The following is a 23317-nucleotide window of genomic DNA, read 5'->3' as shown; positions in this document are numbered from 1 at the left end:
AGTCTCGAACTTTGTTAATCGGCCCATCGATCACGCAATCCTGAAAACCGGCGAGGCTGTAGATGTCGAGGCGATTCGCCCTCAACTCCATTCTTGGTGCGCTCGCTGGAATATCCGTGACGATCGGCAGCTTCATCAGCGGCGTCCTGGTTGCTCAGGCGTTGGGCGTCGAGGGCATCGGCGCGGTTGCCTACATCATCTGGCTGGTCCAGATCACCGCACCGATCATCGATCTTGGCGCGGCTTCGACGATCACGCGGTTCGTTCCCGAACTGACGGGCCAGGGCAACGCCAGGCAAGCCGACCTGCTGTCCCGCTTCATCTACCGCATTCTGTTGGCTTCGGTGGCCGTGACGGGCTGCCTGTTCGCTTTGATATTCCACAACGAGTTGCTTTCCAAACTGATCTGGGAACCGCTGGTGGAGCGCGGATCGGGCACAGGCGATAGTTCGCACCTGTGGATCCTGATCATCGCCTTCGTTTCAACGCAGACGCTGGGCGCCTACACCAATGGTTACTTCAGGGGCTCCCAGGCGTTCGGTCTGCTTGCTCGGCTGGCCGCCCTGTCGTTCATCTGCCAGATCGCGGCGGTGGTGGCTGGCGCTTGGCTATTTGGTATCGAAGGAGCGCTTGCCGGCTACATGATCGGCCAGGTCATTCCAGCGCTCGCCAGCCTGCGGTTTCTCGGCGGCGCTTCCGGGCTTGACCGGGCGCTGCTGCGCAGGGCTGGCCGATACTCCGCCTACGCCTGGGCCGCCAACGTGGCTAACGCGTTCGTTTGGTCGCGAATCGAGATATTTTTCCTGGGGAACTCCTGGGGCAACGAGGCGGTGGGGATCTTCTCGGTGGCCCTAGCCTTGACGAGCCTCGCCTTCCAGGGACCGATGATGCTAACCACGGGCATATTGCCCATGCTGTCCGAGCATCGAGGTCGCGAGGATTTGACGATGATGAAGCTTGCTTGCGGCACCGGGACCAGGCTGCTTGCGCTGCTGGTCATGCCGTCGTGCCTGGGCATGGCCGCGGTGATGCCGGTCATCCTGCCGATGATCTACGGCGCCGATTTCGCCCCCGCAGTACCGGCGGCCATCGTGCTCGTCTGCGCGGCGGCGATCAGCGCCACCACGGTGGTCGGCACCAACTTCGTGCTCGCGATGGAGCGGAACGACTTCGTCTTCTTCAGCTCGCTGTTCGGCGCGGTGATCGTCACCCTCGCCGGCATGTTCATGATCCCAGTCTTCGGGGTCATGGGAGCCGCGGTCGTCCGGGCCTCGATCCAGATCATCCTGGTGATCTGCGGGGCCTGGTTCATCGTGGTTCGCCTGCGGTGTCCCCTGCCCTTCGCGGCGCTGGGCCGCATCGCCCTGGCGGCGATGCTCTGCGCGGCGGCGGCGGCGGGTTGCGTCGCGGTGATCCCCTCGCCGGTCTCGCTGATCGTGGCGATCCCGGTCGGAATGGTCAGTTATCTCCTTGCCCTGAGATGGCTGCGCGCGGTCCCGGAAAGCGATATCCAGATGCTGTCCGGATTGGTCGACATGACCCCCGCCTTCGTGCGGCTGCCCACTGGCAACTTGCTGAAGCTGATCAGCGGCTGAACCGAGGGCCGGGCTGGTTCAGACTGGGACCGACTTGGGAATGGGCCGTGTCATCGGGGCGCAGACCACGCCCGCGAAGAAGAAGAAGGTCAATCCCAGGTCGATCGAGCCGGCGGACATCGCCGATGCGATCAGCATCGCGAGGCAGGATGAGCGGGCCCCATCGCGGACTACGGCTTCCAGCGGGATGTTCTTTTTGGAGGGGCCTTTGCCGGTGTCCCGGCGCAGCAGGGTCAACAGGAACCCGCCATAAAGCAGTGTTCCTAGCACGCCGATGTTGGAGAGCATGGCGAGAATGATGCTGGATGCCCGGACGCTACCGACACCGGCGCCCAGCCCCATGGTTTCGATGAAGATTCGCGCGGCGTGCATGTTCCATTCCGACCTCTCCTTGCCAGACTGGGTTTCCAGTTTGTTGAACAGGGTCCGTTCGAAGAACTGCTGCAGGCCGTCGATCAGGGTCGAGTTCATGACGATGATCAGAACGATCGTCATCAGGATCACCGGCACGTAAAGCAGCACGTTCCTGTACGAATTTCGGCCATCACCGCTCGAACTCACCATCAGGCTTTCCATGTATACGAACAGCGAGAACAAGACCATCGTCACATAGGCGGTCGACGAGGTGCAGAGCAGCAGCGCCAGGAAGGACAGGCAGGTTATCCATCCCGCCGCCCGTTGATAATGTCCGCCCAGCCAGACCTTGAGCGAGAAGGCGAAAATGCCCATCGTCGCGTAGCCGAACGCTCCGGCTTCCGGAAAGGAGCCGACGATTCGTTTGAGCCCAAGGATCTCGCCATCGACCAGCATGCGGTAGTTCGCCGTCCTGACGATCTCCAGAAGCGGCCAGCCCATGCGAAAGCTGATCAGGTCGAGCGCGGCGAAGAACAGGTTCAGCGCGCCGCAGATGAGCACGGCCTCGGCGATGTTGCTCCATTTGCGGTAAACCGCGATGTATCTCGCAACAAGGACGAAGCAAACCAGGTTGCTGAGGAAATAGACCGCCTGCGTGATGTTGGACGCGCTGGGCGCCAGCAAGCGAAGCGCTATCCCCTCACCGGCGTCGCCGCGCGCGATCGAGAACACGATGATCTCGCCCGCGAACAGGCGGGGCAGGAACATCGCCGACCATAGACAGAAGATCGTCGTGCAGAGCAAGTAGAAGCCCGGTTCGGGAAACGACAGCGGCCGCATCATGCGGGGATACATTTCCGCTCGTGTCGCCAGCGACAGCACGAAGAAGCCGATCAGGACATAAGAAGGCGTTATGACCGACGATCCGAGCGCGGGAAGATTGATCGCCGCGGCCGCCTGGAGCAAGGTCGATGGAAAAAAGATCTTCAAGGCGACGTCCGGCCCCTTCGCCAGACATATCAATCCGGCTAGCAGCACGAACACTCCAGTAATTCCCAAAGACACTAGGTCTTTCCCCCTGTCGCTTCATGGCGCCCCAGGCGTCACGGGGCAAAAATCTCAAAGCGAAGAGATCCTCGATGGTCTCAATCTCCCCGTGATCAAATCGAGTAGCGCTCTAAGGTTGCCGATAACCCTTCCGATCCGGTCGACATAAGGTTCTGGCCGGAAGCTGCGCGCCGCGTTGGCCATCATGTTCCGGCTCATCAAGAAGCAGGCCTTACGCCAGGAACACGTTCCCTTGCGCGCGAGATAGATGGGATTGGCGATCTGCGAATAGCCCAGTTTGACTCCCGATTGACGACCACCCTTGACTCCGCGGTGGACGCCGAAAGCCGACGATATCCTGATGATGCGGCCATGGCGCGCCATCTGCCGGCTGAAATCGACGTCCTCCAGCCAAGCGTAAAGCGGCAGACCCTCGTCGAATAGCGCGCCAGCCGCCCGTGCGGCCAATAGATGCACGCTCATGTTGCATCCATAGCCGTTGTAGACTTCTGTCCATTCGTCAGCCTCGGGCGTGGCGCTTTCCTCGGCTTCGTCGAGATAGGCCAGGGCCGTGGAGTGGCTGAAGCCGGGGCCCAGGATGCCATCCTTGACCACGGTGCCGGTCACCATCACGACGCCGGGATCCTTTAGGAAGGCCCGCTCCGTCGCTTCGACGTAACCGCGCCCCGCCAGGAAATCGTCGTCCAGGAAGATCGCGATGTCGAAGCTGTCCACGGCCCGCAGCATCTCGTTCCGCTGGTGCGCGAGCCCGCGTCCTCCCAAGAGCACCTTGACCTCTGGAAAACGGCACCGAAGCCCCACGATGTCACGTTCCTCGGGAGCGCACACGATCACGAGGTCGGGCCGCCGGGTCTGATGCTCCAGTTGGGCGATCGTCTGACCGACAGTCTCCGGCCGCCCCTTCGTCGCGATCGCGACCACCACGGTCAGGGGGCCGGAAGCCGGCGGCGTGACGGCTGGGCAAAGCTCAACAGGGTCTGGCATGGTCCATCTTTCCAGTCAGCCGGCTTACCCAGCGGACCAATCGGCGGCGGTCGGCTTCCTGGCGAAAGCCCAGACCATCACCGGAAAATCCGGCTCGTTCCTCAGCGATCCGAAGAAGCCCCGCTTCCGCCACTTCGTGAGGTTCGCCTTCAGGCAGGCGCGGTTGCCCCAACTGCCTGTCTTGATCTCCGCGGTCTGGAACCCCGCTTGTTCCAGCAGGAGCGACAGCCCAGTCTCGGTCCAGCGGCTGCAGTCGATCGGCGAATTGTGGACGCGCAGCAGGAAGGGGGTGGAGATTATGGCGTATCCGCCGGGCTTGAGCATCGCGAGGACGTTGCGCGCGGCCTCGAGGGGATGCGTCAGATGTTCGAACACTTGGTCCGCGATGATCAGGTCGAACTTCCGCTCAAGTACGCCCGCGCAGATGTCGAAGCCGGGATATTGCGTTCCGGTGAAAGACTTGAACTGGAATTCCCGCTGCCAGATCGGCCCCGCCGAAATCTCCAGCGCGTCGAGCTTGTCCGGGCCAAGCTGGCGGATGAAGTCGAACGATCGTTGATACATGACGACCCGCACCCAGTCGGTCGTGTCGTAGCCGACGCTGCCCAGCAGATGGCGAACCTTGGCCTTCAGTTCCGGCCTCTGTCGAAAGAACGACAGGAAGGCATCTTGCCGCAACGCTCTTGAAGCAATGGTCACTGGTCACTGGCTCCTGTGCTTAATCTATCTGGCTTGTCGCCAATCTGGGTTATCGCAGGCTCTACGCGGCGACGCCGAGGGGTGCCCGCCGTAGGATGTCGTCGTAGATATCAACCACCTTGTCGATCCAGGCAGTCGGTGTCGTGATCACGTCGTCCCTTTGGCGGTGACAGCGGCGGCTGATCGCCTCCACCTCGGCGTCGTCCTCCATCAGGCGCTTCAGGATCGCGGCGAGTTCCCCTTCGCGGTTGGGATCGAAGACCACGCCGAAACCACGCGCCTCGATCTCCCCGGAAATCGAGGCCATGGTGGACACTACGACTGGGATGCCGCTTCCGATGCCCTCGAAGGCGGACAGTCCGAAAGTCTCAGTCCACCGACTCGGCACGACGATCACGCGCGCCCGCTTGACGAGGTCGGATAGCCGGCCGCGCTCGACCCAACCCGCCATTTGGGCGGCCGGATAGATGGCTTGGACGGCATCCCGAAGGGGACCGTCGCCAATCAAATGCAGCGGCGCCCCTATGGCACGGCAGGCCCGCGCCAGCAGATCGACGCCCTTCTCATGGTCGATCCGGCCGACATAGACGACCGCGTCGTTCCGCTCGGCCTCAACCCGCTGTTCGGTCCATGGGGTTACAGGGTTGCGCAGAACGCGGATACGGTCCGCCGCCACCCCGCCGCGAACCAGCCGGGGCACCATTCCCTCGTGGACCGCGAGGCTGGTCCAGTCCCGCTTCATCGAGGCCAGAGTCGCCAGCTTCACCTGGTCGCGCGCGACCCGCCATAGCTTCTCGGCATAGCTGTTCTTGTCGCAGTTGGTCATCACGCACGAAGCCGACGACGGAATCAAGCGGCATTCGTCACTGGTTCGAAAGTTGGTGAAGGCGCCGTTGGGACAAGCGATGAAATAGTCGTGCGCCGTCATGACGACGCGGTGGCGGACCCGCCGCAGCGCACCGAAGATGGACGGCGACAGGATCTTCGACCAGCCGTGGACATGATAGATCGTACCCGGCGTATCCGCCTCCAGGACCGTCGCGACCAGATCCCGTGCCGCCGTGTTGAAGAGGCCGCGGATGACGGCGCGCTGCCCGGACGACCGCAGGTTCTTCTGGTCAAGGGCCGCTACCGGGATGCCAGCCCGCTCGAGATCGGCCGACCTGCCGGCATCGCCACAGACGTAGGTGACCTGAAGCCCCTTGGTCCGAAGCATGCGCGCCGTCGACAACGCGATGCTGCTCGCTCCGCCGATGACCTCTGAATAATCGTTGATGACGACCACGCGTTCCAACGGAAGGCGCTCCAGCGGTGCCTGTCCCATCACGATCCGACCATTCAGCTGTCCCGGGTCGGACGCCGCTGACGCGACGCGTTCCGGGGCGGCGTCAAACATACTCATAGCGGGATCTCTCATGCGGCTGCGACCAGTTCTGGAAATGCCTCAGTCCGACCTGTGTCATCACCGTCCCCAGGATGGTGATTCCGGCGTGGTTTAGTTCCTGCTGCGCTGTCGTCACCGATTGCGCGGGGGTCTTACGCCACCGGGCGACCAACACCGCGACATCGACCAGCCGGACCAGCATGCGGGCGTCGGTGCCGACAAAGATCGGTGGCGCATCCAGGATGACGGTGTCGTATTGGGACGCCAATTCCTTGACGCACTTCCTGAACTCTCGGGACGAAATCATCTTCTCGGGATCGGGAGCGAAACTTCCCTCGATGAAATCAAGCCCGGGGGTCCGCGACTGCGCGATCACATCGTCCAGCTTGCAGGTTCCCGAGACGACATCGAGCAGCGACTTGCCGGTCGTGCGGCCAAGCAGGCGGCTCATGCTGGGCCGGCGCATGTCACAGTCGACCAGCAGCACCTTCATTCCCATCTGGGCGAGCGAGACAGCGACATGATAGGCCGTGGTGGTCTTGCCCTCGCCCGGCAGGGCCGAGGTGAACAGCAACGTCTTCGGCAGTCCGCCGCCGGAACTGTGCATGACGGAGGTCCGGATGGTGCAGAGCTGATCGTAGAACATCCTGTTGGTGTAGCCACCGCCCCCAGTCCGAGTCAGTTGCGCCGTCTTGTTGACATCGCGGCGGGAGAGCCGGGGCAGGATGCCCAGCATCGGCAGGCCAGTCGCCGTCTCGAGTTCCTTGGCGTTTTGGAAGCCGTGTCGCATCTGCTCACGCAGCATGATCACGACGAAGGCCGAGATCATCACCAGAAAGGTGAAGGCCGCTACCGTGATCCCAACCTTGGGCGACGAGTGGAGACGCGGCACCACTGCGCCCGATACAAGCCGAGCGTCGGGATATTCCACCTCGCCGCTGACCTCCGTCCGCTTCAGCCTCGCCAGCAGATCCTGGTAGAGCGTCTTGTTGGCATCCGCCTCGCGTTCCAGCTGGGCCAGCGGTACGGAAGCGCGATCGAGGCTCTCGGCGTTCTCCTGCAAGGTGCCAAGCTGCTCGCGCAGTTTCTCCTCGCGTGCGGTGGAGATCCGAAGCTGGGCCGCGAGGCCTGAAACGATCTTGTCGATCTCGGTCGCGATCTTGGACCCAATTTCGGTCCGCTGCGCCCGGAGATTGATCATCGCCGGGTGCGAATTGCCGTAAACGGCTGCGGCCTCCGCCTCCTGCCGGGACAGCGCGATCTCCTGCTCCCTCAAACGCTGCACCAAGGGCGAGCCGAGAACCTCGGGGGATGCGCCCGCACCGCTGCGGTTGTCCTGAAGCGTCTTCGCCTGGCGAAGGGCGGCCTCCTTCTGGGCACGCTCGGCGGTCGCCAGGACGAGTTGCGTGTTCAATTCGGAGAGTTGCTGTCCAGTCACGGTATTGCCGCGCGTCTGGACCAGTTCGTGCGCCTGGCGGTAACGCTGAACCGCCTGGTCAGACTGCTCAACAAGGTTGCGCATCGACTCGACTGTCGTGTTCAGCCAAGTGTTCGCATGAGTATTCGCTGCGATCTTCGCGTTGATCTGCTCGTCGATGTAGACCTTGGCCACCAGGTTCGAGATATGGGCCGCGAGATGGGGCGACTCCCACTCGCTACGGATGGTGATGACGTGCGACCGGCCGTCGTTAAGGATCTTCAGCCGGCTGAGGATGAGGTCGCGCAGGCCTTCCTCGGCGTCGTCATCGCCGTCCGGCAGGGTCGCATTCGCCGTGAGGGCGGCTCCCAGGTCTCCCATCACGGCTTGCGGCCGGGATGATGGCCGGTTGACGGCAGTTCCAGCCGCGGGATTGGTCGGACCCCCCGGACCCTCTATCGGATCGATCGTCGTTTCCGGGCCGATGATGCCCGACATCTCGTCCTCAATGAAGGTCCACGTGGCGGTGAACACGCCTTTGAAGGACTCCGCGTAAGGCTGGTAGAAAGGTTTGGTATCGATAATCGTTTCCAGCAGTTTCCGCTCGTCGTCATTCAGGCTCTTGACAACTAAGTCGGAGATGCGAGGCGACTGCAATACCTGCACTTCGCTCTGCACCATCGCCGGGTCGATCCGTGACTCGCTGACCTGCGTGGTCAGATCGGCTACGCGGGTCGTCGGAGGATCGATCAGAACCGTAGCCTCGGATGTGTATTTCTTGGGCAGGCTCAAGGTATAGGCGAGACAGGTCAATCCGGCGACGGCGCTGACGATCAATATGGCCGGCCATCCCCCCCGTATGGCCGACATGATGAGCTGAATCGAAAGGGCACGGGGATGGATCTGGCTGGCCCGCGCTCCGGATGGCTGATGCGCCTTCGTCGAGCGGTTGAACGTCATAGCGGTCATGACTTCATGCCTTCCGTCCGTTTACCGCCGCCGTGCCGACGAGTTCGAATCTTGTCCGGGCGGATCATATCTGCTTGGCCACGGCCGGTAGGTAATGAGGCCTGGAGCTGAGACGGATTTGGGCGGTCCGGTCCATCGTCTCCTCGATGACAGCCTTCATGCGCTCACGAAAATTGGCGCGAGCGAAGTGGCTGGACTGCTCCATGATCGTCTTCCGCGAGAACGCGTGCGAGTTCCGCTCGAACCATTTGACCGCCGCCACTAGGGAGTCGCTGGTCTGCTCGTGGAAAAGCACGCCGGTCACGCCGTCGATGATGGTGTCGCAGACGCCGCCCTTGCCATAGGCGATCACTGGCTTCCCGGCCGCCATGGCTTCCACCGGGACGATGCCGAAATCCTCCATTCCAGGAAAGATCAGGCCGCGGGACCGGGCGAGGAGATCGGAGATCGCTTCCTTGGGCTGCCAGCCGAGCAGGCTGATGGTGGGGCCGGCGATCTTCTGAAGCCGGGTCATCTCCTCGCCGGCGCCGATCACGACAAGGCGCTTGTTCATCCGGTTGAACGCCTCGATAGCGAGATCGAACCGCTTGTAGCGGACGAGTTGCCCAAGAGCTAGGTAGAAGTCCTCCTGCTCCCTTTCCAAGTAGTCGATGTTCGTGTTGACCGGAGGAGGAACGACTATGGATTCCTGCCCGTAGTAGCGCTTGATCCGCTGCGCCACGAAGGTCGAGTTGGCGATGAACCTGTCCACCCTGGCGGCGCTCAAGGCGTCGCAGATCCGCACGTAGTGGGCTACGGGCGCCGCGGCCATCCTGATCGCCGTGCCGAGGTGGCTGGAGTAGTTGGACCTCATGTCCCAAATGTAGCGCATCGGCGTATGGCAGTAGCAGACATGAACCGCGTGGGGCGCCGTGATGACATTCTTCGCCGGGCCGGATTCGCTGGAGATTACGAGGTCGTAATCGGTAAGGTCGAGTTGCTCCAGGGCTAGCGGCATCAGCGGCAGGTAAGCCTTGTAGAGCTTGACCGCAATCGGGAGTTTCTGGATGAAGGTGGTGTGGATGTCGTGTTCACGGATAACCTCCGAAATCGCCGAACGATCGAGCACGTTCGTGTAGACATCGGCTTCGGGATACATTCGACACAGTTCTTCCAGCACCGCCTCGCCGCCACGCATGGAAACGAGCCAATAATGGATGATAGCCACTTTCATAAGACCAATCTTTCACGTTTTTGGCCCCACCGCACGAATGGCGGCGGCGCAATATTTGTTGGGTTGTCGGATCTGTCGGCCGCGTGCCTTCAATAGGCGCCAACGCACGACAGAAGCACGCGGAAAGTCTTCAAGATGATCAACAGATCGTTTTTGATGCTCCATTGCGTGGCATAGGCCACGTCCAGAATGACACGCTCTTCATAGCCAAGATTGCTACGGCCGTTCACTTGCCAATGTCCGGTGAGTCCAGGCCGACAGCGATAATAGAAGTGTATACACGCGCCGTATTCCTTGAGCTCAGGCTTGGTGATCGGACGCGGCCCTACCATGCTCATCTGGCCAAGAAACACATTCAACAATTGGGGCAGTTCGTCAAGGCTGGTGCGGCGCATGAACTTGCCCAAAGGGCCCACTCTGGGATCGTTTCTGAGCTTTCCAGTCCGCCGCCACTCTTCCATGGCTTGGGGATGATCCGCCAGGTGCCGCTTCAAAATCTCGTCGGCATTGTTTCTCATGGTCCTGAACTTGAGACAAGGAAACGACATGCTGGTCGAACTGATCCTTCTATGTACAAAGATTGGTTTCAATCCGGATGCCACAAGGCAAACCGCGAGCAGCAACATCAAAGGCAATAGAAAAATTAGTAACATAGACGAAATTGCTACATCCATAAGGCGTTTTAGCTTTGAATCCCGAGGCAATGGGTAATGATGTGGCCTAGCGGTTCCGGTTGACAACTCGCCCTTGAGGGCGGTGCGTATCGGATTCTCATCTAAGGAGATGGTTTCGAACATGGCTTACTACCCCCTTATACTCGGTTGTTAAGCAAGTGCCTGTCAGTTATTGGATTAGATTTTCGTGAACAATATTCTTGGCACATCGCATGGCGAAAACTTTCTCGACTTCATCAGGTCCGACGGCGACACCGCCATACTAGCGATGATCAGAGTTTCTCGCGATCATATAAGTGGATATTGCAGTGCATAAATGGAGACGTTCGGGCAATCCGTTGGGGCAGGCTGATCCCATTTGGTACAAATTCGTTATGTCGAAAGATGCTGTACCATAGATTTAATGAAATTTTTTGTGATTGTAGTCCGCTGATCCTGCTCTTTTTCGATAGTTCAAGTCAGACGATTTATCATCGGCGCTTCGATCGATCCCCTTGTCATTCTCATAATAGGAATCGTTCAACGAAATATATGGATCTTAAACGGCCATTTTATTGTCATTTCTGGCTTTAAATGAGAAAAAATTGCTGTTATATTACGATCATGGTGATAACGTAGCTGTTGTCACACAGTGGGTGGGCATAGTGTCATTGCCGCGCGCGCCCCAACTGGCCGCACACGGATCCGCCCAAGCCATGCTTAGCCAGGACGTCAAGATGGGCCGGGGAGAGTCCCGCCGGTCAGCGTTGATCCCAGTGGTCCATCAGGCTCCCAAGGGTGGATTGACAAGAGATCGGCACCGCTGCCACATTGCTCCCCCACTTGTGGACCCTCATCGAGAACTCCGGCAATCCATCCAGCAATTCGATTGATAGAAGTTTACCAAAGTCGAGCGTGATCTTTGCTCCACATCGAAGGCTGGCTGACGCCTGAACCAAAAAATTAGATGATGAGGAGTTGCTTGATGGAAACTGGAAAGGGAAGATTGTTGGGGATCGACACGGTCCGTTACGCAGCCTTTGTTGCCGTTGTCCTCATACATACCGTTGGAAGTGATAGTGTCAACGAGTACGGAGTCAACGCTGGCGCTGTATTAGGACAGATGTCACGCTTTGCGGTCCCGTTCTTCTTCATAGCGAGCGGCTATTTTCTTGCCCAGCGTGAGCAAAAAGCAGTCATCGCCCTGATTAACGTCATGAAACGGATCGTTCCGGTATTCCTTTTTTGGTTGTTGTTTTACGTGTCTATCACCGACGGTGGTATCGCGCGCTTGCTCAATGTAAGATTTTTGCTTTCATGCCTCGTCAGCGGAGGTCCAGGATACCATCTATGGTTCCTGCCTTCACTGTCGTTATCCGCAGCGATGCTTATCCTGCTCAGAGGAAGAGGCTGGTTCACAATATTTAGCATTGCGATTATTTTCTATGTGACGGGATTAACCTTGGGATCATACAAGGAAATATTGCAAATTGGGTTCGATTTTCCTTTCAATACGAGGAATGGTCCTTTTCATGGGTTCCTCTTCATCCTGGTGGGATACTGGATAGCCAAAGCGAAGCCAGTCTATCCGGTCTGGGCCGCTGTATCCCTATGCGTGTTGGGTATGCTTCTCCATCTTTCCGAAGCGTTTTTTCTCGATTTTGCCCATTTTCGTCCTTTCGCCGCGAATGATTTCCTGCTTGGCACAGTTCCATTCGGCATTGGTACCTTCCTGCTATCCTTAAAGCTGCCATCGGATATTCCAGCCATTCGGAAGCTATCCGATCTGGGAACTTACAGCCTTGGACTTTATGGGATACACTTGTTGTTCGTGCTGGCGATCCACGATCGCAATGCCGGACTCCCCCGATCCCTGGCCGATACACTCGTCATCTTGTTGATGTCGACCCTGTCATGCATGCTCCTCGTGCGGGTAAAGGTACTGCGCCGTCTGTTGAGGTAAAGGCGTTCGCGTCTGGCATGTCCTTTTCACTCGCCTCCCAGGATGATTGTCCAGCCACCCAACATCATCTGAAGAGAACATGGTTCAAGGATGCTATCACCATGGAATTGCCACCCGGTATTCGAAAGTCAGGGCCAACCGGTCTAGTCCGCCCCGGACGGAGTGTTCCGCTCGGCGCACCAGCCATAGCCGGATCTCACTAGGCTCGTAAGGGTCAGATTCCGATCTCCTAATGCCGAGCGTTGATACGATTAGATTAATATTATGGTATTATAGATGCTACATCAGTAGTGCGCCAATATATGATCACCAGATTTTAGGAAGACACGATAAAATTCAAAATCTGAAAAATGATCCTCAAAATATATCCCGTCTTTCACCTTTTCAGGGGTTAGCGATACCTATGGAAAACTACTTGTTCACGAGCGAGTCCGTGTCTGAAGGCCATCCAGACAAAGTCTGTGATCGAATATCCGACGCGATCGTCGACCTTTATCTGTCGCATGACCCAACGGCCCGCGTGGCGGTCGAAACCCTCTCGACGACCAACCGGGTTATCCTTGCCGGTGAGGTGCGCGGACCCGACACGATCACGCCGGAGCTGCTGGTGGAAACGGCCCGTTCCGCCGTCAAGGACATTGGTTACGAGCAGGATGGATTCCATTGGGAGAACATGGACGTCAAGTGCTTCATCCATGCCCAGTCCGCCGATATCGCGCAGGGGGTCGACGCGACGGAAGACAAGGATGAAGGCGCTGGCGACCAGGGGATCATGTTCGGCTATGCCTGCACCGAGACGGAAGCGCTGATGCCAGCGGCCATCCACTACGCCCACGGCATCCTCCAATCTCTATCCGTCGCCCGGAGAAGCGGTGACGCCAACATCCTGGGCCCGGATGCGAAGAGCCAGGTCACACTGCGCTACGAGAACGGCATACCAGTTGGGGCAACGGCGATCGTGGTCTCGACACAGCACGTCGAGGGAGTTTCCCAGGCCGATGTGCGGGATCTGGTCTATCCGCATGTCCGGAAAGCCCTGCCGGAGCAATGGATGTGCGACGACGCCTTCTTCTACGTCAATCCGACCGGTCGATTCGTGGTCGGCGGGCCGGACGGCGACACGGGTCTGACCGGCCGCAAGATCATCGTCGACACCTACGGCGGGGCCGCCCCCCATGGCGGCGGCGCCTTCTCCGGCAAGGACCCCACCAAGGTCGACCGCTCAGCCGCCTACGCCGCGCGCTACCTCGCCAAGAACGTCGTCGCGGCCGAGTTGGCGGAACGCTGCACGATCCAGCTTTCCTACGCGATTGGCGTCGCCAAGCCGCTCTCGGTCTATGTTAACACCCATGGGACTGGGCGTGTCGATGAAAGCCGGCTGTCGGCGCTGCTCCAGGAGTTGGTCGATTTGTCTCCACGCGGCATCAGGACCCACTTGGGTCTCAACAGGCCAATCTACGCCCGCACGTCGTCCTATGGACATTTCGGTCGCGCGCCGGAATCCGATGGTGGCTTTTCGTGGGAGCGGACCGATCTGGTGCCGGACCTCCGTTCTGGGCTGGTCTGACGACCCCGGACTTATGACATCGACCGGCTGGCGCGGTGGCCGGGAGCGCTCGGGAAGTTTTCGGACGCTCCCGATCTCTCGTCAGTTTCATGATCATACCTCGGTGCTACGCCGCCAATCGAGCGCGCACCCCGCCCCGGATCGGCAACATGCGCAGGGTTGAGGAAATTCGATGCGGATCTGTCTGGCAAATGTGAGATACAGTCCCAATTTGGGCGACGGCCTGATCGCCGAATGCCTGATGTACGCGATAGAGACGGCGATGCCTTCGGCGTCGATCGACACCATAGACTTGGCGGGGCGGGTCGGTCACGCCGCGGAATACGGCAAGAACCGGCGCCTTTATCTGAAAGTGATGAAGTCTCTGCCGAAGCCCTTGAGACTGGCGGCGGTCTGCGGCGCGCTGCTGCCATCACTCGCCTTGAGACTGGGGCCGGGCTGGGCAGCGCGCCTGCGTAACGCCGATATCCTGATCATCGGCGGCGGCCAAATTTTCGCGGACTCCGATCTAAACTTCCCGCTGAAATTATCAACCGTGCTTCGGCAGGCGCACGCGACCGGGACACCGGTCGCGATCCACTCCGTCGGAGTATCGGCCGACTGGTCGACGATCGGACGCCACCTGCTGCGGTCCGCACTGACCAAGGCCGAACTTGTCTACGCCTCAGTCCGCGACGGATCGTCCGCCGCGCATATGAGCCGTCTGTTCCTTGAAGGTTCGTCCGTCCAAATCCGGCAGGTCAGGGACCCGGGGCTGCTGGCCAGCCGCGTCTACCCTCCCCGTCCGGCGTCCGAGCCACCGGATGCAGGGTGTCGGGAAATCGGCATCAACATCAGCCATCCCGACGTGCTAGGTTACCATTCCGACCGGGGAAACAAGATCGACCCCGAAGCCATGGCTTGTCTCTACCTGGAAACCGCTGAGAAAATCCACAAACTCGGGCTGAAGCCGGTGTTGTTCACCAACGGCTCGCCAGAAGACCACGGGTTCATGACCGCGTTGGCTGATCGGCTCATCCAGGGATCGTTGACGGCGGAGAACTTCCGGGTCGTGCCTCGCCCTACGACACCTTCAGAACTGATCGAGACCATATCGAGCTTCCACGGTGTGATCGCGCACCGACTCCATGCCAATATCGCGGCCTATTCGTTCCGGATCCCGCATGTCGGCCTGCCCTGGGACCGTAAGGTCGACAGCTTTTTCGCCTCGGTCGGTCGAGAAGCCTTCATGATCCCAGTGAACGGGGTGACGTCCGACATCGTCGTCTCGACCCTGGCGGCGGCTCTGGAGGCTGGCATTGATCCAGGCACCCATCACGCGGTGCTGAATGAAACAGCGGAGAGTATTCGTGGCCTGCTTCAAGCGGTGCAAGCGCATCGCGCCAAGGATCGGGAGCGCACTCTCATTTTGAAATCGATCTGACGCTCGCTTGGAAGCCGGTCTGACAACTGCAGGGGCGAGGATGGCGAAGGGAGCCCGCATCCCCGCCGCCATCGTCGCTTGCGAGATATTTCAGGCCGTGATCGCGACAGCTTCCGATCGGGGATGGCTCAAGCGGCGCAAGGCGGCCGTCAACGGCACTTCCACCGTCAGGTAGATCAGCACACCCGCCGCAGTGGCCGCGATCGACGAGATCCCCACGAAAACGACTGGATCGGCCCAAGGGATTGTCCTCCCGACAGCGACGATGGCGAAGAAGTGGAAGAGATAGATGCTGTAGGAGGCGTCGCCCAGGAACCGGGCCAAGCGGATGACCGAATGCGAACCTCCCCGCATATCGCCGAAGACGCAGAGACCGATACAGACGACCGCCATGAAGTACACGGCGGCCTGCGATGCGAGGGGAAACGGATAGGCTCCCAGCCATGCCACGGTGATTCCGATCGTCGCGAACATGACGGTGGACGCCACGAGGACAGGTTTGTTGATCCGCTGGCGCAGGCTGGGCATGCCGCGTTCGCACACGGCCAGCATCATTCCCGCGACAAACAGCAGAATGATTGGATCGGTCAGGAAGGTGAAGGCCGTAAGCGGTGAGGATGTGTCGCTCAATGGCTTGAAGGCGGCTCCCACCGTCACCAAACCGGCGAGGACGATCGTGGTGACTAGTATGCCCAGCCGCCTTCGCAATACCAAGGTCAGCGCAAACAAGGCATAGAAACCCATTTCGTAGTTCAGTGTCCAACCAACGCCCAGCACCGGCCGCATCGCGACGTCAACCTCGGGTTTGGCGAGGAAAGGAATGAAGAACATCGACTGGAGCAGGTGGGACAAATCCGGTGCGGTGCCGCCCCGCACGCGCAGGCCATACTCCAGCAACGTCGCGAGCCAGTACAGTGGAACAATTCGGATGATCCGTTTGAATAGGAACCTGCCCGCGCTTCCCTGCCGGCCGAAATTCTCATACGAGGTGCGGAGCAGAATGAAGCCGCTGATCGTGAAAAACATCAATACGCCGAAAATGCCCGTCCCCGACGCCACATCCAGCATCCGTTTGGTCATCGCGCCCCACCCGCTTGAATGCTCGATGGCATGGGCCACGACGATCAGGAAGGTGGCCAAACCGCGCATGGCTTGGATCGACTGGTATTTTTCCATTTGAGCCCTACCGATCAGCTTCCAGCCAGCATGGGAGATCGCTCTCAAGCCACCGTGTCGACGATGGTCAGGAAGCTTTCGATCTGCCGGTCGATGTCTATTTCGGGCCGGCGCGAGTGGGCCAGCGCCGCTTCAGATTTGGCGGCATGATAATCCTTGTCATGCCAAAGCCGGCGAAGCTCCGCCGCCCATACCTCCGGCGCCGCCTCGGCATCCAGGATCGTGCCACCGGGGCCGACCGCCTCGGGCAGGCCACCTCGGTTGCTGGCGAGTACGGGGATACCGCTGAACTGCGCCTCGGACGCGACACGGCCCCAGGTTTCGGCCTGCCATTGACTGGGCGCCAGTAGGATACTGGTGGACCCATAGACCGGCAGCATGTCCGAACTGCGTTCCGCCAGTTCGACGTTGGGCAGCCGACTCAGACGCCGCCGCAGATTCAGCAAGTCCTTAGGACCCAACGGCCATCCCTTGATGAAGCGGAACGGGATTTCCGGGCACGATGCCGCCAGCGCCAGCGCCAATTCCAAGCCCTTCTCGGCAACCGGATTGATGAAGGTGACGCAACGACGCTGACCGGCCGCGCGGTAGCGCTCCGGGCGGAAGACGGGGGGTATCACATGGGCATCGATCCCGAACCGCTCCTTAAAGCGGGCCGCGGTGAACCTGGAATTGGCGATATAGGCACGGAACGGAAGGTCCTTGCCCTCCCCCATCCAACGGTTGCGGCCCAACTCGAATTCCAACCCATGGAAATAGGCTATGACCGGTACGCCTCGGCGGGCGAAAGCCTTGCCGATCTCAACCATGTTGCCGTTCTGCACGACGACCAAGCGCGGCATCGGCAGTCCGGAGAGCTGGCTCCAAGGACGTCGCGACCGGTAGACTTGATACCCCAGCCCCATATCCGTCGAGATCTCAGCGCGCCGGATGTGGTTCGCCACTAAACGGATCACGCCAAAACCATCGCACAGCGAGAGCTTGGACAGAATGGCCGTCCGGTGCCCTCGCTGATTGAGTTCCAGCGCCATCTCATGGGTATTGATCTCCAGACCGCCGAAAACCTGCGGGAGATGTGGAGTTCCGGAGGCGAAGAGGAGGGTCACGCGCCGTCACGCTCCTGGATTGGTGCGGATTTCGACCGGTGGCCGCTCCAGAGCTTCTGGAAGCGGCCTACGTTTCTCGATGGAAAACTTCTTGATGGGAACCGTGACCGTCAGCGGCCCTGCCGCTTCGCTTCCATGTAGAGCCATTGCTGCAGCCCCGTGCGCCGCTCGTTCATCAACTCGACCGCCAAATCCGGCATCCGCCGCGGCAGCCAAGGCAGGATGTTCTTCGGAAAATCCTTAAGCGTTCGCGGCCGCGCGGTGATCCGTTCGATGTTGTGGGTCGCCGAGAAACGGTCAATCAGGGTTTCCGTGCAGCCTGGCACGAAGGCATCGTGGGTTTCGACCAGGATGTCCGTGATATCGAGTTCCCGAGCCCGCGCCGGGTCCAGTAGGTCGATCTCGCCGCCTTCGATGTCGGAAATCAACAGCGTTCGGCCTTCCGACGCGCCAAGCGCGCGCTTCAGGTCCGGCGGTTCGCAAAAGCCGTTGATGGTAAAGCGGTCGGCCACGCCATTCAATTCCGCAGAGTGCCGCAGCACTGGATGCAACTCGGCAAGTCCTTCGAACCCGACAATTCTGGCCTTGGGCAGGCGCCGCGCCAAGCCGACGGCATAATAGCCGTCGGCGGCGCCGACGTTGACGATCGTCTTGTAGTCGCGGGTGACGATGCGCTCAACGACGCCATGAAGCTCCAGTTCCTGCGTTCCCAGGATATAGCCCAGCAGGTGCCGGCTGGAAACAGGAGACAGGTCCATCCTCATGCCTTGAAACGGGCCGCTTACCACGGCTCCGCGCGCGGCGACCCTGACCATCGTGGTGACGATGTGCCAGCGCGGCATGACGAGCCACCGCGCGGGAGCCCTCACGAAGTCCGGAAGCTTCCGGTAGGACCGGTAAAGCCGGCTGGCGATGGACGAGGACTCGATTGCCATCCAAGTTGCGTGGCGCATATCGATCAATAACCTCCCGATGATCGGTGGCGGTGCCACCGGAGCTATGACGCCGGACTGTTTTCTGACCTTTCGCGAGGAAGGCTGGATTTCCAAAGAAACCTGAGGAACAACGCTCCCCAAAATCTTGGCTTGCACAAATCCGACCGCATAGTAAACGTCTAGGGAAAAAAAAGTAATTTCGTTCTTCCCTAGACGATTGTTTGCGCCTCACTCAGTAGATCGCATTTTTCAAAGGATAGTCACAAGCCCAGATAAATTATCGACTTTCATGGTGCGCCGCAAGAGGCTCAATCGGAGATGCGTCGATGGCATTCCTTGCCGCGGTTAAGCGCTATGGAGAGCCGAGGCGTAAACTGGCTAAGTGGTTTGGGCACCAATATGGGCAAAGTGTCTAAACTGCCAGATACTGGCCGTGTCGTGAAGGGTATAGGAGGATTTGTCCAGTCGGGTCGCGGACATGCACCTTGGAAAGGCGACTAGCGGGCGGCGCCGCGCGGTCGATGCCGGATCGGGAACGGAGCGTCCCGATCCGGCGGACACTCATTTGTACACGAAGTCAGTCTGGTCGAGGCTCGACGCCGTGATTCCGGCCAGGACGATCTTCACTCCGGCGGCGAAGTCGGAGATGTCGATTAACGTGTCAGCGCCCTGTTGTATGATGTGGCCGGCAAGGTCACTGAAGGCGTCAAGACCGGCGATCCTGTCGAAGAGGATATGGTCGGTTCCCTTCGTGTAATCCATTATCTTGTCGATGCCAGCGCCCGTGCGGAAGACGAATTGGTCCTCCCCCGCTCCGCCGGTCAGGATATCGGCCGCGCCGCCGCCGACAAGCCGGTCGTTGCCACCGCCGCCAATAAGGGTATTGGCCGCCTTGTCGCCGACCAGCAGGTCATTGGAGCCGCTACCCGTGAGATTGCCGATGGTGGACACTATCGCCTTGGCGGTGCCTCCGGGCGTTCCGCCTTCGTTAGGGAGGGTTGCCATGATGGCGTCGAACCAAGTGGCCGCCAGCTTCGCGTAACCCGAGCTGGTGGGGTGGACTCCGTCGGCTAGATCCTTGATTGTCAGCGTCGGCTCCACCAGCTTGACATGAAGCCCATCCTTGATCGCGTCAGCCGCCATTGCGCGGATCGCCTCGTTGGCTTCCGGGATCGGACGGGTCGGCCCAGACGGCGGAAGGGTGGACAGGAAGATCGTGGCGTCCGACCGCTGCGCCGCAACGCCGTCAATGATCTTGCGGATGTCGCCCGGCAGCGTCGGGATAGTGGCGGTCCCTTCCTGTAGCACGTCGTTCGTGCCTATCATCAGTAGCACGGCATCCGGATCATAAGTCTTCATCACGGTTGGGATCTGCGGCGCCCACCAGTCCGCGCGTTTGCCGGCGGCACCCATGTGGTCACGGTCGATGAAGCCAGGCGTACCGGTGTTCCACTGACCGACGTAATCAATCATCATGTCCTGCGCCGCGAACTTGTCCCAGAGAGGGGCGCGGTAGCCTTCGAGCTGAAGGCTGGGACCGTTGACCCACCCGAGCGTGATCGAGTCGCCAAGCGGCATCACCTTGAGGACCTGGGACCATTCCCTATCCTCAAGATTGGCGACGATGCCCTTCGTCGACGTGGCGAAGGAAAGCGTGCCTCCGCCAGCGGTCGGCTCGGCTGCCTCGACGATGCTGACCGTCAGGCTGGAACCGGCGGTCCCGCCCTTCCCGTCGGAAATGGAATAGGTGAATGTGTCCGTGACGGCCTGCCCCGCTACCAGCGCCCGCACGTTGGTGGCGCCGTTGGCGAGCGTGTAGCTGTAGGAACCGTCGGCGCCCAGGGTGAGCGATCCGTAGGTACCGTTGATGGCGTGACCGAGATTGCTGGCGGAACCCCGCACCTCGCTGACGGTCAGCGTGTCGCCATCGGCGTCGGTGTCGTTCGCCAGCACCGCGCCGGTGGCGGCCAGTATCCCGTCCTTGGACACTGTGGCGGTGTCGGCGTTGGCCACCGGGGCGTTGTTCAGCTTGGGGGGGGTGTTGGGAGAAGTGCTTGGCGGCTGACTCGAACTTTTCAGGATGATGAAGCTCGAGAGGGTGACAGGCGCGTTGAATGCGGCCATGGCCATTCCCGCCGCCTTCCCCGCGCCGTCCGCATCCCACATCAGGGTCTTTGTCGTCGTGTTGAAAAGGAACTGCCCGTGATCGGCCGCCGAGCCTTGAATCGTGGTCGTTCCCGTCACGGCCTTGAAATAGGAGGCGTCGAGTGCGCCGCCGGTCAGGCCATGCCCTTCGGTCAGGCCATAGTCGGCTGCCCAGATTCCGATCCGGTCCTCGACCATGAAATCGGTCACCTTGTCGCGGCTCGACGCATCGACTGGACGGAAGACGAACACATCGGCACCGGCGCCGCCGCTGAGGCTATCCTGCCCGGCGCCACCTTCCAGCATATCGGCCCCGCCATTGCCGACCAAGGTGTCGGCACCCGATCCGCCAAATAGATTGTTGGCGCCGTCTCCGCCCGTGATACGGTTGGCGAGGTCGTTGCCTTTCCCGTCCACCGCGGCGGTTCCGGTGATCGTCAGATTCTCGACGAAGGCGCCAAGCGTGATGGAGTTTCCGCCGGTTGCAGCGAAGGAGGCGCCATCGACGTTGATGGCGTCGATCCCGCCATTCAGCGCGTTTTCCTCCTCCACCACGCTATCGCCGGCGTCGTCCACATAATAGGTGTCATTGCCGGTCCCGCCGAACATGGTGTCAGCGCCCTGCTGGCCATACAGCTTGTCGTTGCCGCCGAGGCCACGCAGCACGTTCGCGCCGCTGTTTCCGTAGATGGCGTTGTCGCTGTCATTACCCGTGCCATTGATGGCGACGGCGCCCAAGAGGTAGAGTTTCTCCGTGTTGGCGGCCAGGGTCAGCGTCACTGTCGAGCGGACGGTATCGTATCCTTCGTCCGGCAATTCGACGACGGTATCGCCCGCGGTGTCGACATAATAGGTATCGTCGCCCTTACCCCCGGTCATACGGTCCAGGCCGGCCCCGCCATTGAGGATATCGTTTCCGGTGGAGCCTGTCAGGACATCGTTGCCCGATGTCGAAGTAGTGGACACGGCGGGTGGCACAGGAGTGCTGGTAACAGGAGTAGACATGAAGTCACCTGAGTAATTAAGATCGATGTTGACAATGGTACTGTCGTCTTTTGTGTTTTGATTGGGGCCGAGTGCGAAATCGAGTTGATCGCCGCCTTTAATTTTTACTGCCAGATTATTGAGTTGAAATTCTCCGGAGACTATTCGATCCAGCAGTGTCTCGCCGTTGAGCGAGATGCGCAGTTCGACGCCATCGCCAGCGCCGTTGAGCTTCCAAGTCCCATCGATTTCAATGGCGGCATCCTTGACCGCCGTATACCTTTGGACCGCAAAGATGGGATTGGCACCATCGCCGGCGGGCGTGATCCGCTGCGGCTCAACCTTCAAGGGCTGGAGATAGCGGTTCCCGAGATAGGACCCCCAGAACCAGGTTACTTCGCTCAACGGGACCAGCGCACCATCTTTTCCTTGCCCCCAGTAGGACCATTCGGGTTGCTGGAAATCCAGAAAGCTGTTCGACAGGACGCTGGACTTGCCGATCTTCATGTCAAAATCGCCCTTGACGACGATCGGCTCCGTGTCGAGCATCTTCACCGTCGCCAACGCCTGTCCCCGCGCATCCAGGAAAGTAGGCGTTCCAGTGAAGGTCACGGGCGTCTTGTAACCCCAAACGACATGCACATCTTGGGCATACTCGAAGACGTTCACCTTGTTGTCCCCAACATCCTCACGAACGGGATCCCCGTGGACCAGGAGTTGCTTCTGGAGAACGTTGAAGGAGTCAGCGGCCGGCTTCGGCGCGCCATCAGCCTTCAGAAGGCCCATGTTCTTGAACCAGGGCTCATCGATGAGCGCGTACCACTGGCTTTCCTTGACATGGGCGGCGGCCAGATTGGTGCCCATCTTGATCATGTAGCCAGGGGCATCGGCCGGATCGTCCAGCTCCTGCCCCATCTCGGTCACATGGAGCGGCTTGACACCGCCATAGCTGGCCATCAAAGCGTTGAGTTGGCCAATTTCCTTGCCAACGTATTCCGGAGTAGATGGATAGGGATGGATCGCCAGCCCATCCATGTATTTCAAGGCATCCAACTTGAAGAGACCTTCAAGGTAGCCAAGCGCTATGGAATGCGAAGCACCTCCTATGACGGTAACTTCTGGATGAGCCGCCTTGATCGCCGTGTAGGCGGTCTTCAGCATGGCCGTATAGTACGTCGCCCTGTCGTTCAGCGCCGGGCCAGTCACGAAGCCGCCGCCGTTATACTCATTCCAAATCTCGATCTGTTCGATTTTACCATCGTATTTGTCCAAGAGGGCGACGCAGTAATTAGCGAACGCCTTACGGCCCGCATCCGTATAGGGTGTCAAACCACCGTCGTAGAGTGGGTTGGGTGTGGAGACGACGATCAGGGGGTCGATTCCCTTACTTGTGGCGCTGTCGATATATGAACCGGAACTTGCTGGAAAAGCATAGACACCCGGAGACTTCTCCACTGATTTCCAGTAAATTGAGTCGCGAATGCTATTAGAACTAAAGGAATCTATCGATTTCATTAACTCCAGGCTCCAACCCTGTGAGAAATGTGTGACAATACCTAATTTCATAATGGTCACCTCATAGAAGTCGATAATGCACTTCCCTTTGTAGAATCGGATTCATTAAAAAATTATATTCGAATTGGAAAATCGCATCATTGTTCTAATTATGAATTTATAAGTTT

Annotated in this window: 15 protein-coding genes; 4 read left to right on the top strand and 11 right to left on the bottom strand. The window is 59.7% G+C overall.

The features are described from left to right. Positions 1 to 62 precede the first annotated feature (62 nt). The gene (locus tag N825_RS28925; protein ID WP_084165151.1) at positions 63 to 1595 is read left to right on the top strand and encodes an oligosaccharide flippase family protein; all 1533 of its coding nucleotides are present in this window, start codon (positions 63 to 65) and stop codon (positions 1593 to 1595) included. A gap of 18 nt (positions 1596 to 1613) precedes the next feature. On the opposite strand, the gene N825_RS28920 is transcribed toward N825_RS28925, so the two are convergent. From N825_RS28920 to N825_RS28890, 7 genes are all read right to left on the bottom strand, one after another. After that, complete coding sequence (locus N825_RS28920) at positions 1614 to 2993, bottom strand: hypothetical protein (protein ID WP_037459537.1); 1380 nt, start codon at positions 2991 to 2993, stop codon at positions 1614 to 1616. A gap of 75 nt (positions 2994 to 3068) precedes the next feature. Next, positions 3069 to 4001 carry a glycosyltransferase family 2 protein gene (locus tag N825_RS28915; RefSeq protein WP_063833947.1) on the bottom strand — a complete coding sequence of 311 codons (933 nt, stop codon included), beginning with the start codon at positions 3999 to 4001 and terminating at the stop codon, positions 3069 to 3071. 24 nt (positions 4002 to 4025) lie between these two features. Further along, positions 4026 to 4700, bottom strand: coding sequence for a class I SAM-dependent methyltransferase (locus N825_RS28910; RefSeq protein WP_198038946.1), 675 nt, complete (start codon positions 4698 to 4700; stop codon positions 4026 to 4028). Positions 4701 to 4761: 61 nt separating this feature from the next. Continuing rightward, positions 4762 to 6102: a glycosyltransferase gene (locus tag N825_RS28905; RefSeq protein ID WP_198038945.1), complete on the bottom strand. Its 1341-nt coding sequence runs from the start codon at positions 6100 to 6102 to the stop codon at positions 4762 to 4764. Further along, entirely contained in the window at positions 6089 to 8470 is a 2382-nt protein-coding gene (locus N825_RS28900; protein ID WP_084165149.1) for a GumC family protein, read from the bottom strand. Before N825_RS28900 ends, N825_RS28905 begins: the two co-directional genes overlap by 14 nt. Before the next feature lie 64 nt (positions 8471 to 8534). After that, on the bottom strand, positions 8535 to 9683 hold the full coding sequence (locus tag N825_RS28895; RefSeq protein WP_063833946.1) for a glycosyltransferase: 1149 nt from the start codon (positions 9681 to 9683) through the stop codon (positions 8535 to 8537). Positions 9684 to 9772: 89 nt separating this feature from the next. After that, positions 9773 to 10480, bottom strand: coding sequence for a sugar transferase (locus tag N825_RS28890; protein WP_084165148.1), 708 nt, complete (start codon positions 10478 to 10480; stop codon positions 9773 to 9775). Positions 10481 to 11321: 841 nt separating this feature from the next. Here N825_RS28890 and N825_RS28885 point away from each other — a divergent pair. From N825_RS28885 to N825_RS28875, 3 genes are all read left to right on the top strand, one after another. Continuing rightward, positions 11322 to 12299 carry an acyltransferase gene (locus N825_RS28885; RefSeq protein ID WP_198038944.1) on the top strand — a complete coding sequence of 326 codons (978 nt, stop codon included), beginning with the start codon at positions 11322 to 11324 and terminating at the stop codon, positions 12297 to 12299. Between the two features lie 397 nt (positions 12300 to 12696). Beyond that, entirely contained in the window at positions 12697 to 13866 is a 1170-nt protein-coding gene (metK, locus tag N825_RS28880; protein ID WP_157619610.1) for a methionine adenosyltransferase, read from the top strand. Positions 13867 to 14038: 172 nt separating this feature from the next. Further along, entirely contained in the window at positions 14039 to 15289 is a 1251-nt protein-coding gene (locus N825_RS28875) for a polysaccharide pyruvyl transferase family protein (protein WP_084165147.1), read from the top strand. A 90-nt stretch (positions 15290 to 15379) separates the two neighbouring features. Here the strand turns inward: N825_RS28875 and N825_RS28870 are convergent, their stop codons facing one another. The 4 genes from N825_RS28870 to N825_RS40845 form a co-directional block, all read right to left on the bottom strand. Further along, positions 15380 to 16465 (bottom strand): acyltransferase family protein, encoded by a 1086-nt coding sequence (locus N825_RS28870; protein WP_037459532.1) that lies wholly within the window; start codon positions 16463 to 16465, stop codon positions 15380 to 15382. Positions 16466 to 16509: 44 nt separating this feature from the next. Next, positions 16510 to 17571 carry a glycosyltransferase gene (locus N825_RS28865; protein ID WP_037459530.1) on the bottom strand — a complete coding sequence of 354 codons (1062 nt, stop codon included), beginning with the start codon at positions 17569 to 17571 and terminating at the stop codon, positions 16510 to 16512. A 110-nt stretch (positions 17572 to 17681) separates the two neighbouring features. After that, positions 17682 to 18662, bottom strand: coding sequence for a class I SAM-dependent methyltransferase (locus tag N825_RS28860; protein ID WP_157619607.1), 981 nt, complete (start codon positions 18660 to 18662; stop codon positions 17682 to 17684). 405 nt (positions 18663 to 19067) lie between these two features. After that, positions 19068 to 23150 (bottom strand): Ig-like domain-containing protein, encoded by a 4083-nt coding sequence (locus N825_RS40845; RefSeq protein WP_281174388.1) that lies wholly within the window; start codon positions 23148 to 23150, stop codon positions 19068 to 19070. Between the last annotated feature and the right edge of the window lie 167 nt (positions 23151 to 23317).

Origin of the sequence: Skermanella stibiiresistens SB22 (genome assembly GCF_000576635.1) — a bacterium.
Taxonomy (GTDB): domain Bacteria; phylum Pseudomonadota; class Alphaproteobacteria; order Azospirillales; family Azospirillaceae; genus Skermanella; species Skermanella stibiiresistens.
Note: the sequence above shows the minus strand (reverse complement) of the source record. Positions and strands in the feature narration are given on the sequence as shown.